This is a genomic window from Nonomuraea sp. NPDC047529 (assembly GCF_040642995.1).
Lineage (GTDB): Bacteria > Actinomycetota > Actinomycetes > Streptosporangiales > Streptosporangiaceae > Nonomuraea.
The window spans coordinates 39,760-53,850 of the sequence record NZ_JBEYTJ010000008.1 but is presented as its reverse complement, the minus strand read 5'-3'; the positions used below and the strand labels follow the sequence as shown (position 1 = coordinate 53,850).

13 protein-coding genes are annotated in these 14,091 nt (G+C 72.5%); 9 read left to right on the top strand and 4 right to left on the bottom strand.

The window, feature by feature from the left end; genetic code table 11:
• The first annotated feature begins 104 nt into the window (after positions 1–104).
• The 4 genes from ABZ815_RS14845 (at position 105) to ABZ815_RS14830 (ending at position 3,912) form a co-directional block, all read left to right on the top strand.
• Complete coding sequence (locus ABZ815_RS14845; RefSeq protein ID WP_357697867.1) at positions 105–1,466, top strand: HAMP domain-containing sensor histidine kinase; 1,362 nt, start codon at positions 105–107, stop codon at positions 1,464–1,466.
• A gap of 11 nt (positions 1,467–1,477) precedes the next feature.
• Positions 1,478–2,077 carry a TetR family transcriptional regulator C-terminal domain-containing protein gene (locus ABZ815_RS14840; protein WP_357697865.1) on the top strand — a complete coding sequence of 200 codons (600 nt, stop codon included), beginning with the start codon at positions 1,478–1,480 and terminating at the stop codon, positions 2,075–2,077.
• A gap of 69 nt (positions 2,078–2,146) precedes the next feature.
• Entirely contained in the window at positions 2,147–3,118 is a 972-nt protein-coding gene (locus ABZ815_RS14835; protein WP_357697863.1) for a diiron oxygenase, read from the top strand.
• Positions 3,115–3,912 carry an SDR family oxidoreductase gene (locus ABZ815_RS14830; RefSeq protein ID WP_357697861.1) on the top strand — a complete coding sequence of 266 codons (798 nt, stop codon included), beginning with the start codon at positions 3,115–3,117 and terminating at the stop codon, positions 3,910–3,912. Before ABZ815_RS14835 ends, ABZ815_RS14830 begins: the two co-directional genes overlap by 4 nt.
• 58 nt (positions 3,913–3,970) lie before the next feature.
• Here ABZ815_RS14830 and ABZ815_RS14825 read toward each other — a convergent pair whose 3' ends face one another.
• Positions 3,971–4,732 (bottom strand): class I SAM-dependent methyltransferase, encoded by a 762-nt coding sequence (locus ABZ815_RS14825; protein WP_357697859.1) that lies wholly within the window; start codon positions 4,730–4,732, stop codon positions 3,971–3,973.
• A 51-nt stretch (positions 4,733–4,783) separates the two neighbouring features.
• Here ABZ815_RS14825 and ABZ815_RS14820 point away from each other — a divergent pair, with 51 nt between their 5' ends.
• Together ABZ815_RS14820 and ABZ815_RS14815 are read left to right on the top strand one after the other, a co-directional pair.
• Positions 4,784–5,410 (top strand): copper resistance CopC family protein, encoded by a 627-nt coding sequence (locus ABZ815_RS14820; RefSeq protein WP_357697857.1) that lies wholly within the window; start codon positions 4,784–4,786, stop codon positions 5,408–5,410.
• Complete coding sequence (locus tag ABZ815_RS14815) at positions 5,407–6,441, top strand: CopD family protein (protein ID WP_357697855.1); 1,035 nt, start codon at positions 5,407–5,409, stop codon at positions 6,439–6,441. The genes ABZ815_RS14820 and ABZ815_RS14815 overlap by 4 nt, the downstream gene beginning before the upstream one ends.
• Here the strand turns inward: ABZ815_RS14815 and ABZ815_RS14810 are convergent.
• Both ABZ815_RS14810 and ABZ815_RS14805 read right to left on the bottom strand, forming a co-directional pair.
• A complete protein-coding gene (locus ABZ815_RS14810) occupies positions 6,399–7,583 on the bottom strand; it encodes a hypothetical protein (RefSeq protein WP_357697853.1) in 1,185 nt (394 codons plus the stop codon). The two genes, ABZ815_RS14815 and ABZ815_RS14810, sit on opposite strands and share 43 nt — an antisense overlap.
• A gap of 78 nt (positions 7,584–7,661) precedes the next feature.
• Positions 7,662–9,104, bottom strand: a complete 1,443-nt coding sequence (locus tag ABZ815_RS14805) for a cytochrome P450 (RefSeq protein WP_357697851.1) — start codon at positions 9,102–9,104, stop codon at positions 7,662–7,664.
• Positions 9,105–9,129: 25 nt separating this feature from the next.
• Between ABZ815_RS14805 and ABZ815_RS14800 the strand changes: the two genes are divergently transcribed.
• From ABZ815_RS14800 to ABZ815_RS14790, 3 genes are all read left to right on the top strand, one after another.
• Positions 9,130–9,537: a PaaI family thioesterase gene (locus tag ABZ815_RS14800; RefSeq protein WP_357697849.1), complete on the top strand. Its 408-nt coding sequence runs from the start codon at positions 9,130–9,132 to the stop codon at positions 9,535–9,537.
• A gap of 98 nt (positions 9,538–9,635) precedes the next feature.
• Complete coding sequence (locus ABZ815_RS14795) at positions 9,636–12,422, top strand: CocE/NonD family hydrolase (protein ID WP_357697847.1); 2,787 nt, start codon at positions 9,636–9,638, stop codon at positions 12,420–12,422.
• Positions 12,419–13,267 carry an ABC transporter permease subunit gene (locus ABZ815_RS14790; RefSeq protein WP_357697845.1) on the top strand — a complete coding sequence of 283 codons (849 nt, stop codon included), beginning with the start codon at positions 12,419–12,421 and terminating at the stop codon, positions 13,265–13,267. Before ABZ815_RS14795 ends, ABZ815_RS14790 begins: the two co-directional genes overlap by 4 nt.
• Here the strand turns inward: ABZ815_RS14790 and ABZ815_RS14785 are convergent.
• Positions 13,260–13,736 carry a VOC family protein gene (locus tag ABZ815_RS14785; RefSeq protein ID WP_357697844.1) on the bottom strand — a complete coding sequence of 159 codons (477 nt, stop codon included), beginning with the start codon at positions 13,734–13,736 and terminating at the stop codon, positions 13,260–13,262. The two genes, ABZ815_RS14790 and ABZ815_RS14785, sit on opposite strands and share 8 nt — an antisense overlap.
• Positions 13,737–14,091 lie beyond the last annotated feature (355 nt).

Here is a 14,091-nt window from a genome sequence, read left to right as displayed (position 1 = left end):
ATAGAGCAATGCTCTGGAGGGCCTTTCGACCGTATTTGCGGCCGAATCTCCGCTAATTAGGACCATCACCGCCCCCTGTGATCACCTGGTCACCGGAGGGATGCGTGATCGTGTTCAGGCGCTGGTCCGTGCAACGGCGGCTGACGCTGGCCGCCCTGCTGTGCGCGCTGGCGGGCTACGGCGCCATCGCGCTGCTCGTCACGCCGATCATGCACACGGTGGCGACCGGTTTCCTCACCGAGCAGGCCGCCGGCGCCGCGCGCCGCATCGCCTTCGTCGTCGAGCGCGACGCCCCCGCCCGCCTGCGGCCCGTGGCCGTCACCGAGGGCACCGACCTCATCCAGGTCGTCGACGAGAGGGGCCGGATCCGGCAGGCCAGCCCCCGCCTGACGGGACAGCCGCCGCTCAGCACCGCCACCGCCACCGGCACCGGCACCGACGCCCGCCTCACCACCACGTCCTGCACGAACCGGGTGCCGGGCGTCCACTGCCTGATCACCGTCGGCTTCCGGGCGAACGTCGGCGGCAGGCCCTGGATGGCCTACGCCTACATGCCCGCGCCGCCCTGGTACGTCAGCCCCCTGTACCCGCCGGCGGCCACGCTGTGCGTGCTGCTGCTGGCCGGCGTCACGGCCTGCGTGGCCTGGCTGACCGCGCGCAAGGCGCTGACCCCGGTCTCGGCGATCAGGAACGAGCTGGCCGAGATCACCGCCACCGACCTCGGCCGCCGGGTGCCCAGGGGCCGGTACCGGGACGAGCTCGACGAGCTGGCCCGTACCGTGAACGAGACCCTCGACCGGCTCGAACGCGCGGTGGAGCAGCAGCGCAGGTTCGCCTCCGACGCCTCCCACGACCTGCGCAGCCCCATCACGGCCATGCGCATGGAGGTCGAGGAGGCGATGCTCGCCCCCGAGGAGGCCGACTGGCGCGAGACCGGCCGGCGCATGATGGAGGGCCTCGACCGCCTCCAGAACATCGTCGCCGACCTGCTGACCCTGGCCAGACTGGAGGCCGGCGCGCCCGGCCGCCGCGAGCCGGTCGACCTGGCCAGGCTGGTGAGCGAAGAGCTGGGCCGCCGTACGGACGGCAAGCCGGTGGAGACCCGGCTGCGCACCGGCGTGGTCGTCGAGGGGGACGCGCTGCGCCTGTCCCGCCTGCTGGCGAACCTGCTCGACAACGCCGAGCGGCACGCGGATACCATGATCACTGTGACTGTGGGTGAACGGAAGGGGCAGGCGGTGCTGGAGGTGCTCGACGACGGCGGCGGCATCGCCCCCGACGAGCGCGAGGCCGTGTTCCGGCGGTTCATCCGGCTGGCCGACTCCCGCCGCCGCGACGCCGGCGGCACCGGGCTCGGCCTGCCCATCGCCCGCGAGATCGCCGAGGCCCACGCGGGGACGCTCACCATCGAGCCCTCCGAACGCGGTGCCCGGTTTGTCCTACAAATACCGTTGATCAGTAGTTAGAGTTACTCGCTGTGACACCCAGTTTCAGCCGATTAAGGCGCGAAGACCTCCTCAAGACGGCCTGCGAGGTGATCGCCGAGCAGGGGTTCGGCCACACCCGGACCCTCGACATCGCCCGGGCGGCGGGCGTCAGCCAGGCGTTGCTCTTCTACCACTTCGACACCAAGGACCGGCTGTTCGCGCAGGCGTTCGGCTATGCGGCCAGGCTGCACCTGGAGGCGCTGTCCGACATCGAGGAGTGCCCCGCCGGCCCGCTCGAACGGCTGCGCGCCCTGCTCAGGCGCTGCTCGCCGGCGATCCCCTCGGACGAGCGGCGGCTGTGGATCGACGCGTGGGCCGAGGCGATGCGCAGCTCGGAACTGGAGGAGATCTCCCGCGGGATCGACGCGCGCAACCGCTCGCTGCTGCGGTCGATCATCGAGGACGGCGTGCGCTCGGGCGCGTTCTCCTGCGCCGATCCGGAGGAGGCGGTCTGGCGCGTCTTCGCGCTCATCGACGGCCTGGCGGTCCAGACGCACGTGCATCCCAGGGTGCTCTCGCGCCGCCGGGCCGCCGTCCTGCTGCGTACGGCGGTCGCCGGGGAACTGGGGCTGCCCGTCGAGAACCTGTGACCCGGGCCGCTCTTCCCCGTCTATTGGATGCTTCGTACAATTGATGGCGGGAGGAGAGGAGCACCCGCGATGACAAGCGCACCGAGCTCTGCCGCCGCCAGGGAGAACGACGAGAGGACCGCCGGCGCCTACGAAGCGGTCGTCGAACGCCTCTCGAAGGCGTCGGTCGACAAGCACTGGGAGCCCTACCGCGACATCCCGTGGGACGACCCGGAGTTCCTCGTGGACCAGGACGACCCGCGCTGGGAACTGCCCGAGACCGACAGGCTGGGCGGCCACCCCTGGTACCGCGCCCGCTCTCCCGAGGTCCGCGCCAGGATCGGCCTGTGGCGGGTCGCCACCGCCATGAAGATCGGCCTGCAGTTCGAGAACCTGCTCAAACGCGGCCTGCTCAACTACGCCTACCGCCTGCCGAACGGCTCCCCCGAGTTCCGCTACGTCTACCACGAGACCATCGAAGAGGGACATCACGGGATGATGTTCCAGGAGTTCGTGAACCGTACGAAGCTCCCCATCCGCGGCATGCCTCGGCCGCTGTCGCTGATCGCCCAGGCCGTGCCGTGGATCCCGCTGGTCTCCACCGAGCTGTTCTTCGTCTTCGTCCTGGGCGGCGAGGACCCGATCGACCACGTGCAGCGTAAGGTGCTCAAGGACGGCCAGGTCCACCATCCGCTGGAAGAGACGATCATGCGCATCCACATCGCGGAGGAGGCCAGGCACATCTCCTTCGCCCGCCACTACCTCCGCGACCGGGTGCCGCGCATGCCCCGTCACCGGCGCACGATGCTCAGCGTGATCTCGCCGGTCGTGCTCGGCGTGATGGCCCGGATCATGCTCGCGCCGCCCGGCTCGATGGTCCGGCACTTCCGCATCCCGCCCGACGTCGTGGCCGGGATCCACCGTGCCGACCCGGCCGCCCGGCAGGCGGTCCGCGACTCGGTCGCCAGGACGCGCGAGCTGTGCGCCGAGATCGGGCTCGTCAACGTCGTCAGCAGGAAGGTGTGGCAGGCCATGGGGATCTGGGCGGAGCCGCGCCGGTGAAGGTCGCACTGGTTACCGGGGGCGCCTCCGGGATCGGCCGCGCGGTGGCGCGGGAGCTGCGGCGCAGGGGCGTGGCGGTGGTGATCGCCGACGTCGACGAGAAGGCCGGCGAGCGGGCCGCCGCCGACCTCGGCCTGGAGTTCGCCCGCCTCGACGTCACCGACGCCGAGGCCGTGACCGCGCTGGTGACGCGGGTGAGGGCCGAGCGCGGGCGGCTCGACTTCATGTTCAACAACGCCGGCATCGCGGTCGGCGGCGTCACCCGCGAGCTGACGCTCGACCACTGGAACCGGACGATCGACGTCAATCTGCGCGGCGTCGTGCACGGCGTGCGCGCCGCCTATCCGGTCATGGCGGACCAGGGGTTCGGGCACATCGTCAACACCGCCTCGCTGGCCGGGCTGGTGCCGGCGCCGCTGATGCTGCCGTACACGGCGAGCAAGCACGCCGTGGTCGGGCTCTCGCTGGCGCTGCGGGCCGAGGCGGCCGCGTACGGGGTGCGGGTGAACGTGGTGTGCCCGGGGTTCGTCGACACGCCGCTGCTCGACCACGCCAACCCGGGGCTGCCGCAGAACGAGGTGGCGGCCCACGCCCGGAGCGCGGCGGTGCGGGCGCAGGGGCGGCTCTATCCCGTGGACGCGCTGGCCGCCGACGTCCTGCGCGGGGTGGCCAGGAACAAGGCGCTGATCGTGGCGCCGGCCTCGGCGCGGGTCGCCTGGCGGGCGGCCCGGCTGTGGCCGTCGGCCGCCGTACGGGTGGCGGGCCTGGCGGTCGGACGCCTCACCAAGCAATGAGACGGACGAACCGCACCGGTCAGCCGGGGCGGCGGGGTCGAGCGGTTGGGTCGGGCGGTCAGGCGGGGCGGCGGGCGATGAGGACCTCGGTCGTCGTCGTCAGCTCCCAGCGGCCCGACGGCTCGGCGGCCAGCAGGGCGGCCCTGGCCGCCTCGACGAACGCGCGCAGGCGGTCGCCGAGCCTGGCCGGGGCCGTGTAGGAGTAGGACAGCTGCAGGCCGAGCAGGGCGTCGAGGTCGTAGGCGAGGCGGTGCTCGTACCGGTCGGACTCCAGGGCGGAGAAGGGCGATCCGGCCAGCACGTCGTGGTGGTGCTCGCCGGTCTTCTGGAAGGAGCCGGCGGCCGTCCAGGTGTTCACGCCGAACCGCTCGCGCACCCGGCGCATGACCGGCTCCCACGGTTCCTCGACGGGGTCGCGGGTGGGGCCGACGAGCGCGACGACGCCGCCGGGCGGCAGCAGCTCGTCCAGGTCGGCCAGCACCGCGCGGCGGTCCATCCAGTGGAACGACCGGCCCATCACGACGTGACCGAACGGCGGCAGCTCCCGCAGCGTCGTCGAGTCGCCGCGCAGCCAGCGGATGCCGGCCACGTCCGCCGACAGCCGCCGGCCCTCGGCCAGCATCTCCTCGTCGGGGTCCACGGCCAGCACCTCGCGTACCCGCCGGGCCAGCGGGATCGCGATCGTCCCAGGGCCGCAGCCGAGGTCGAGCACGACGCCGTCCGGGCCGAACGCGCGAGCCAGCCGATCGATGGCGGGATCGCCGTGGCCGGGCCGGTACTTGGCGTAGTAGGGCGCCGCGCCGCCGAAGAGGTCCGTCATGGGTGGGACCATATACGGGTTCGAGACTCGTTCGATGGAAGGTTTTGATCGGTGAGGCGGCTACTCACGGTCCTGTTGCTCGCGTGCGCCGCGGTCGGGTTCGCCCTGCCGGCGCAGGCGCACAACGTGCTGGTCAGCAGCGATCCCAAGGACGGCGCCACGCTGTCCGCCTCGCCCGCGCGGGTGACGCTGGTGTTCGACCAGGCGGTGCGCCAGGGCTACGCGCAGGTCGGCGTGACGGGGGCGGACGGCTCGTCGTGGGCCGACGGCGCGGCGGAGGTGTCGGCCGAACAGGTCTCCGTCAAGGTCAAACCGCTGCCCGCGGGCGGCTCGTACGTGGTGGGCTACCGGATCCTGTCCTCCGACGGGCATCCGGTGACCGGGAAGATCGGCTTCAGCGTGGCCGCGTCCGCCGCGGGCGCCCCCGCCGGGCAGCCCCAGCAGGGCGACGGCGCGACGGCTGCCGGCCAGGACCAGCGGGCCGACAGCGCGAAGGCGGCCGAGGCCGCGGCCAACGGCGGGGCCGGCATGGCGGTCGTGTGGATCGTGGCCGCGCTGCTGCTCCTGGCCGCCGGCACCGCCGTCGCCCTCCGCCGCGCCCCCGCCGCTTCCACCGCCGCCGCCTCCACGGCTGAAGCAGAGGCCGAGGCGCGGCCGTCGGAGGGGACCCGGGCGTGACCGCGACCCTCACGTCCCGTTCCGGGCAGCGCGTCGCGGGCGGGCGGCTCGTCGCCGGGGCGTTCGTCGTGTGCGGGATCGTCGCCGCGGTGGCGGCCTCCACGCTCACCGCCCAGGAGTCCGTGCCGGGCATCCCCATGCCCGGGCCGATCGTGGCCTACGGCCTGCCCGTCGTCCGGGTTCTGCTCGACCTGGCCGCGGTCGCCGTGGTCGGCCTGAGTCTCGTGCCCAAGCTGCTCGGCTTCGACGACCCCGACGCCACCGAGCCGGTCCTGCGCCGGGTGCGTCCGCTCGCCGTGCTGGCTGCCTGGACGTGGGCGATCTGCGCGCTGCTCACCATCGTGTTCCAGACGGCCGAGCTCAACCCGGGGCGGGTGCCCACGTTCGGCCTGATCGCCTCCTACGTCGAGGAGGTGGGCACCGGGCAGGGCCTGCTGTTCAGCGCGGCGTGCGCGCTGGCGGCGGCGGGCATCGGGCTGATGGCGGTGCGGTTCGGCGAGAAGGTGCCCGCGGAGCTGCGGATCATCGTCGCGCTGTTCGGGCTGCTGCCCATCCCGGTCACCGGGCACGCGGTCAACTCCGTCTGGCACGACCCCATCATGATCTCGATGGAGATCCACGTGATGGGCGCGGCGGCCTGGGCGGGCGGCCTGGCCGCCACGGCCGTGTTCGTCGCGCCCCACCGGGGTCTGCTGGCCGTGGCGCTGCCGAAGTTCTCCAGGATGGCCACCGTCTGCCTGCTCCTGGTCTCACTGTCGGGGCTGGTCACCGGGCTCGGCACGATGGCGCTCACGCCCGGCGTCGAGCTGCCGGGCGCGATCGTGACCAGCCACTACGGTGTGCTCGTCGTGATCAAGACGGTGCTGGTGGCGCTGCTGGTGCCGCTGGCCGCCCACATCCGCTTCCGCCTGCTGCCGGTGATCCGCCGCGGCGGGGCCACCGCCCTGGTGAGCTGGACGGCGGCCGAGGTGGGCGTGATGGGGCTGGCCTACGGGGTGGCGGTCGCGATCACGCGGGCCTCGATCGGCTGAGGCCGCCGGTCACGCCGCCCGGCCAGCCACTCGGCGGCCAGCCAGGCGGCCAGCAGCCCGAGCCCGGCCCAGACGGCCGACGACGTGGCCAGGGGCGGGGCTCCGTACAGGCCGGTCTGGCCCTTGATCGCGCCGTAGACCGGGCCCATGACCGCGTTCTGCGCGGCCAGCGCGCCGTAGGCGCCGGCGGTCACCGCGGCCGCCCCCACGACCGCGCGCACGGCCGGGACGCGCACCAGGAACGCCAGGTCCACCAGCAGCCCCGCCACCACGAGGAAGACCGGCAGCGCCGACGGCGGGAAGCCGCCGAAGGTGAGCAGCGGCCAGATCAGCGTGCGGAACCCGACGTACGCGCCGGCCACCAGCGTCGCCGCGCCGAACCTGCCGATCAGCAGCCTGGCCGCGACCAGCACCGACAGCCCTCCGACCACCGCGTAGACCGGGTAGAGGTAGTCGGGCACGGGCAGGGTGAACCCGCTCATCATGATCCGGTCGACCGGACGGCCCATCTGGTCGGCGGCGAAGCGCAGCAAAATCTGCTCGGCGTAGGTCGCGTGGTTGTCCCAGGCGCCGAGGGAGAGGATGCCGTACTCCTGGTGCTGCTCGGGGAAGTGCACGTTCTCCAGGAAGAACGCGAGGAAGGCGCCGAGCACGACCGTGCGCTCGCGTCCGGGGGGCGCGCCCATGAACCAACCCCTGATCACGCCCATGATCATGAAGAACGTTCCAACATAGAGCATGATGTGCGACGGGCTCCACGAGGTGATGTCGAGCCCGTTGACGCGGTGGTTGATCAGGTCGAGCGGCACCGCGACGAGGAAGATCCCGGTTCCCCACTGGATGAGCCGCAGCGCCGCCTTGTCCACGCCGTAGCCGGTGTAACCGTGGATGACGGTCAGGACGACGACGAGGGCGGTGCCGGCGGAGTTGAGCAGGTGGGGCGGGGCGAGGTCGTCGCGCAGCCACTTGAAGTGCCACGACACGTCCCAGGCCGAACCGAGCAGCTTGAGCGTGAGCGCCACCAGCCATCCGAGGTAGAGCACCCGGAACAGGTCTTGCGGCGTCTCGCGCCCCGCCTGGCCTCTGGTCCAGTACGGCAAGGCCCACGCTGCGGCCTTCTTGAACGATGCTGGTGACTTCACGGCGCAAATCTTACGGTCATCCGGCGCGTCGGTCTCAGATGTCTCCTTTGTGTGACTATGGATGCCTTCGGGGTGGCTTCACGTCAGGCGGCGGGTCAGGCGTACCGGGAGGTGTTTGAGCCCGTTCTGGAAGTTGGAGGTGAGCCGCACCGGGGGGCCTGCGGGTTCGACGTCCCAGGCGAGCAGCTCGGCGAAGACCGCGCGGAGCTGGACGCGGGCGAGGTGGGCGCCGAGGCAGAAGTGCGGGCCGAACCCGAAGCTGACGTGGTCGTTGGGCGTACGGGCGACGTCGAAGCGGTCGGGGTCGGCGAAGACCGCCGGGTCGCGGTTGGCCGAGGCGTGGTAGACGACCACCTTCTCGCCCGCCTGGATGCGCCGGCCGCCGAGCGTGAGGTCGCGGGTGGCCGTACGGCGGAAGTCCATCACCGGGGGCCAGTGGCGCAGCATCTCCTCGACCGCCGGCTCCAGCAGCGACGGGTCGGCGCGCAGCCGGGCCAGCTCGGCGGGATGGCTCAGCAGGGTGAGCAGGCCGCCGGGGATGCCGTTGCGCAGGGTCTCGTTCCCGGCCACGGCGAACAGGAAGAACATGTTCTCGAACTCGGCCTCGGTCAGGCCGCCCTTCCTCATGGCGGACATGACGGACTCGTGCGGGGTGTCGGCCAGCGCGTGGGCGTAGGCGAACATGTCGGCCAGCGCGGCCCTGGACCTGGGGTTCATGCCCGGCTTGAGCTCAGGACGGGCGGCGACCGCCAGGCGGCCCACGGGGGTCAGGGACTCGACCTCGGCCGTGGACAGGCCGGCATAGTCGTCGTCCTGGTAGCCGATGACGCGGGAGGCCCAGTCGTACAGCAGCCGCCGGTCCTGCTCGGGGACGCCCATCACGTGGGCCAGCGTCCAGACCGGCAGGTCGGCGGCCACCTCGACGAAGTCGCACTCGCCCGGTGCGAGCAGCGCCGCCACCCGGTCCTTGATCGTGCGTTCCAGGGCGCGGACGGCGCGCGGCGTGAAGGCGGCCGCCACGATCCGGCGCAGCCTGGAGTGGTCCGGCGGGTCCATGTTGAGCATCATCGACCGGACGAACTCCAGGTCGGCCGGGGTGTCGGGGTCGCGGATCTGGGTGGCGCCGAGGTGGGAGGAGAAGTCGTCGGGGCTGCGCAGCACCCGCTTGACGTCGGCGTGCCGGAACACCCCCCAGTAGCCCGGCCCCTCGCGCCAGGGGCCCACGGCGGGCTCGGGGATCCAGCAGACGGGGCTCTCGCGGCGCAGCCGGGCGTACAGGTCATAGGGGACGCCCGCTGCATAGGTGGACGGCAAGAACACCTCAGCCAGGTCACCCGCCGAAGGCGGCTCCTTGACCGGCTCACCCGCCGAAGGCGGCTCCTTGACCGGCTCACCCGCCGAAGGCGGCTCCTTGGGCTGCTCGGACGCCGAAGGCGGCTTCTTGGCCGGGGCGGGTGCCGGGGGCCCGGGCCGGGGGCTCGCCGGGTTATCCACAGGACGCTCGCTCCGCTCCTCCGCCATGCCCTACAGCGTGCATGATGAGCGCGTGACTCCAGAAGACGCAGAGGCGATTCTCCGGCAATACTTCGCTCCCTGGATCCAGGAGCTCGGGCTGCGGGTGGAGGAGGTGGGCGAGCGCCACGCCCTCGTCCGGCTCCCCTGGTCCGACTCGCTGGCCAGGGAGGGCGGCGGGCTGTGCGGCCAGGCGATGATGGCCGCCGCCGACACCGCCACCGTCATCGCGATCTCCTCCGCCAGGGGCGGGTTCGTGCCGATGACGACCGTGCAGCAGTCGACCACGTTCCAGCGACCGGTGATCGGGCGCGACGTGCTGCTCGACGTACGCGTCACCAAGCTGGGGCGTTCGCTGGCCTTCTCGGAGGTCACGCTGACGCCCGACGGCGACGGCGACCCGGCCGCGCACGCCTCGACCGTCTACGCGATCCTCGGCTGACGGCTGCTGGTCGACGACTGTTGGTCGACGGCTGCCGCCTTCCCCGGGCGGCGGTCCGTCTCAGGGATCTCTCAGGTGCGGAAAGTAGGCTCACCGCCATGAAACGTGTGGCCGCGCTGGTCGCGGTGCTCGCCGTCCTCGGGGTGACGACGTGGCTGGTGTGGCCGTCCGCCGGGGAGGCGCGCGGTCAGGACCAGCGGATCACGGTCGTCGACGGGCCCGCCGACGATCAGCGGGTGGAGCTCGACACCACGTTCTTCCCGCCCGCCGGGGGTGGCAAGGCGCCCGCCGTGCTGGTCGCCCACGGGTTCGGCGGCAGCAAGCAGAGCGTCCGCCAGCAGGCGGCCCGCCTGGCCCAGGACGGCTACGCCGTACTGACCTGGTCGGCGCGCGGTTTCGGCCGCTCCACGGGCGAGATCGCGCTCAACTCCCCCGACTACGAGGTCAAGGACGTCAAGCAGCTCGTCGACTGGCTGGCCAAGCGGCCCGAGGTCCAGCTCGACGCCGCCGGCGACCCTCGCGTGGGCATCACGGGCGGCTCGTACGGCGGCGCCATCGCCCTGATGACCGCCGCCTTCGACCAGCGCATCGACGCCATCGTCCCGCAGATCACCTGGGCCGACCTGGCCGACGCCCTCTTCCCCGACGCGGCAGCCGGCGGGTCCGCCACGGGGTCGGGCGCCCAGGCCACCATCGGTCAGGGCGCGGCCGACGGCGTCTTCAAGCGCATGTGGGCGGGCATCTTCTTCGGCCAGGGCGTCTCCCTCGACACCTTCGCCGCCCAGTCCCGCCGCGAGGCCGCCGCCCCGCTGACCGTCGAGCAGGCCAGGTGCGGCCGCTTCCTGCCGGCGATCTGCGACGTCTACCAGCAGGTCGCCGAAGACGGCCGGGCGACGCCCGAGGCGGTCGCGCTGCTGCGCAGATCCAGCCCGGTCACCGTGGCCGGCCGGATCAAGGCGCCCACCCTGCTCCTCCAGGGCCAGCGCGACTCCCTGTTCCCGCTCTCCCACGCCGACGCCAACGCCAAGGCCATCGCCGCCGCCGGCACGCCGGTGAGCCTGGCCTGGTTCGACGGCGGGCACGACGGCGGCAACGGCGAGGCCGACTGGCTCTACGACCAGTCCTCGGCCTGGTTCGCCCGCCACCTCAAGGGCGAGGCCGGGCCCGCGGTCAGCGCGTTCACCGTCACCCGTGACGGAGGCCGCGACCCCGGCACCCGCCAGCGCATCAGGCTGCACCCCGAGGCCGGCTCCTACCCCGGCCTGGCCGGCACCGACACCACCACGGTGCAGCTCGCCGGCCCCGAGCAGAACGTCATCAACCCGCCCGGCGGCGCGCCCGCCTCGATCTCGACCGTCCCCGGCGTCGGGGGGCTGCTGAGCGGCCAGGGCGGCGCGGGCGTGTCCATCGACATGCCCGGCCAGAGCGCGGCGTTCGAGTCGGCGCCGCTGACGGCTCCGCTCCAGCTCACCGGCAGCCCCACGGTCAAGATCAAGGTGTCGGGCAAGGGCCGGGCCACGCTGTTCGCCAAGCTCTACGACGTCGCCGACGCCGCGCAGCCGCCCACGCTGCCGGCGGGGCTGGTGGCGCCCTTCCGGGTCACGATCCCCGAGGGGGCCGGCTCCGCCGAGGCCACGGTCACCCTGCCGGCCGTCGATCACCAGTTCGCCGTGGGCCACCGGCTGCGGCTGGTGGTGACCACGACGGACATGGGGTTCGCGACCCCGGCCGAGCCCGCCGCGTTCGGGGTCTCCCTGGCCTCGCCCGCGCTGGCCGTCCCCACGGTCCGCGCGCTGGCCGCGCCGCCGACCGGGGTGGCCTGGTGGGTGTGGGCGATGCCGCTGGCCGCCGTCCTCCTCGCCGCCCTCCTGCTGGCCACCGGCCGCACCTCGGGCCGCGGCGGCTCCTTGCGCCGCACCCCCGCACCCTCGGCTCCCCCGCACCCCGCAACGGAACCGCCCCAAACCCCCACCAAGGCACCGTCCCCGGCCGCCGTCCTCACGGCGGCATCAGCAGCCGAACCCGGCGCGGTCAGGAACGGCGAACGGGCGGCGAAGGCCGCGGCGAGCGACAACGGCGAGCGGGCGGCCGAGGCGGCGGCACCGTCGGTGCCGGGCGTCGACGGCGAGCGGGTGGCTGATGGGCGGGAGGTGCCGTTGGAGATCGTCGGGCTGACGAAGGCGTACCGCAACGGCGAGCGGGCCGTCGACGGCCTGTCGTTCCGGGTCGAGCAGGGCCAGGTCCTCGGCCTCCTCGGGCCCAACGGCGCCGGCAAGACCACCACCATGCGCATGATGATGGGCCTCATCCGCCCCGACGACGGCGAGATCCGGATCTTCGGCGCCCCCGTCACCCCGGGCGCGCCCGTGTTGTCCAGGCTCGGCTCGTTCGTGGAGGGCCCCGGCTTCCTGCCGCACCTGTCCGGCCGCGACAACATCGAGCTCTACTGGGCCGCCACCGGCCGCCCGGCCGCCGACGCGCACTTCGAGGAGGCGCTGGAGATCGCGGGCCTGGGCAAGGCGCTCGAACGTGCCGTGCGCACCTACTCCCAGGGCATGCGCCAGCGCCTGGCCATCGCCCAGGCGATGCTCGGCCTGCCCGACCTGCTGGTGCTCGACGAGCCCACCAACGGCCTCGACCCACCCCAGATCAGGGAGATGCGCGAGGTGCTCAAGCGCTACGCGCGCGACGGCCGTACCGTGATCGTCTCCAGCCACATGCTGGCCGAGGTGGAGCAGACCTGCAGCCACGTGGTGGTCATGCACCGCGGGCGGCTGGTCTCCACCGGGCCGGTGTCGCGGCTGCTGAGCTCGGCGGCCGGCAACGGGCACGGCGGTCCGCGCCTGGAAGACGTGTTCCTCGACCTCATCGGAGACAGATCATGACCGCCGCGCCGGGCTACGCGCCGCGCCGCACGCTGCCGCTGCGCGTGGAGATCGTCAGGCAGTTCAAGCGGCGGCGGACGCTGGTCATGTTCGGGCTGCTGCTGGCGTTGCCGTGGGTGCTGGTGATCGCGTTCCAGTTCGGGCCGCAGTCCGGCAACCAGGGGCAGTCCTCGGTGCGGATCAGCGACCTGGCCACCGCCGGCGGCCTGAACTTCGCCGCGTTCGCCCTGTCGGTGTCGGCGAGCTTCCTGCTGGTGGTGGCGGTCGCGCTGTTCTGCGGCGACACGGTGGCCGCCGAGGCCAACTGGTCGTCGTTGCGTTACCTGCTGGCCGCGCCGGTCCCCCGCGACCGCCTGCTGCGGCAGAAGCTGATCGTGGCGCTCGGCTTCTCGGCGGCGGCGGTGATCTGCCTGCCGCTGATGGCGCTGCTGGCCGGCACGGTCGCGTTCGGCTGGAACGACATCCAGGTGCCCGGCACCGGCGAGACGATCCCGGCGCTCGACGTGCTGCCCCGGTTCGGCATCGTGATCGGTTACGCCCTGGTCAGCCAGCTCGTCGTGGCGGCCCTGGCGTTCCTCGTCTCCACGGTGACCGACTCGCCGCTCGGCGCGGTGGGCGGGGCGGTGGGCCTGTGGATCGTGTGCACCATCCTGCAGGCGGTCGAGGCGCTGGGGACGCTGCGCGAGTTCCTGCCGACGTTCTGGAACAACGCGTGGCTGGACGCCCTGGCCCCCGAGCTCGACTGGAGCGGGATGGCCAAGGGCGCCTCGGTGTCGATCACCTACGCCGCGATCCTGATCGCCGTCGCCTTCCGCAGGTTCCGGCGCAAGGACGTGGTCAGCTGACGCCCTTGGCGGCGTCCTCCAGGCCCTTGATGTCGATCTTCCGCATGCCCAGCATGGCCTGCACGACCCGCTGGGCGGCGGCCGGGTCCGGCACGCTCATCAGCTCCTGCATGGCCCTGGGGACGATCTGCCACGACAGGCCGTACCGGTCCTTCAGCCAGCCGCACTGCGACTCCTCGCCGCCGTCGGTGAGCTTGTCCCACAGCTCGTCGACCTCCTCCTGGGAGCCGCAGTCGACGTAGAGGGAGGTCGCCTCGTTGAAGGTGTACTGGGGGCCGCCGTTCAGGGCGTGGAAGCGCTGTCCGGCCAGCTCGAAGGTGACCAGCATGGCCTGCCCGGCGGACCCGCGGCCGCCCTCGGTGTAGCGCTGGACCTCCACGATGCGGGAGTCGGCGAAGAGCGAGGTGTAGAACTCGGCCGCCTCTTCGGCCTGGTTGTCGAACCACAGGTAGGTCGTGATCTTCTGCATGTCGCCGGTCGTCCTTCCGAGACGTGTCGCGGGGGGCGGGTCCGTGCCCGTCCCCCTCTTTTCATCGACGCGTCGAACGGGATCGGGCCGGATCGACACACGTCCCGAGAAATTTTTGAGAAGGTCTGAGGCGGGCGGAGAAGCCCGGCCATGCGCGGGGCGCGCCGGAGCGGGTCAGGCTCCGGGTGGCCTGGTCAGCCCCGGTTCAGCCCCAGTGCGGAGGCTTGTTGTCGAGGTAGAAGGCGTCGGCGTCGGCTTCGCGCCAATCGCCCCAGCCGAGGTCGGTGTCGTCCGAAGTCTGCTCCGGGAGAAATTCGTCCACGGGAAACATGCTACCGAGATGTACAAACCAACA

What these genes read in the sequence shown, in the direction of transcription:
- ABZ815_RS14825 (WP_357697859.1), bottom strand. Translation starts at nt 4,732, where the DNA reads ATGACGGACCTCTTCGGCGGCGCGGCGCCCTACTACGCCAAGTACCGG.
- ABZ815_RS14805 (WP_357697851.1), bottom strand. Translation starts at nt 9,104, where the DNA reads ATGGCGGAGGAGCGGAGCGAGCGTCCTGTGGATAACCCGGCGAGCCCC.
- ABZ815_RS14795 (WP_357697847.1), top strand. Translation starts at nt 9,636, where the DNA reads ATGAAACGTGTGGCCGCGCTGGTCGCGGTGCTCGCCGTCCTCGGGGTG.
- ABZ815_RS14835 (WP_357697863.1), top strand. Translation starts at nt 2,147, where the DNA reads ATGACAAGCGCACCGAGCTCTGCCGCCGCCAGGGAGAACGACGAGAGG.
- ABZ815_RS14785 (WP_357697844.1), bottom strand. Translation starts at nt 13,736, where the DNA reads ATGCAGAAGATCACGACCTACCTGTGGTTCGACAACCAGGCCGAAGAG.
- ABZ815_RS14790 (WP_357697845.1), top strand. Translation starts at nt 12,419, where the DNA reads ATGACCGCCGCGCCGGGCTACGCGCCGCGCCGCACGCTGCCGCTGCGC.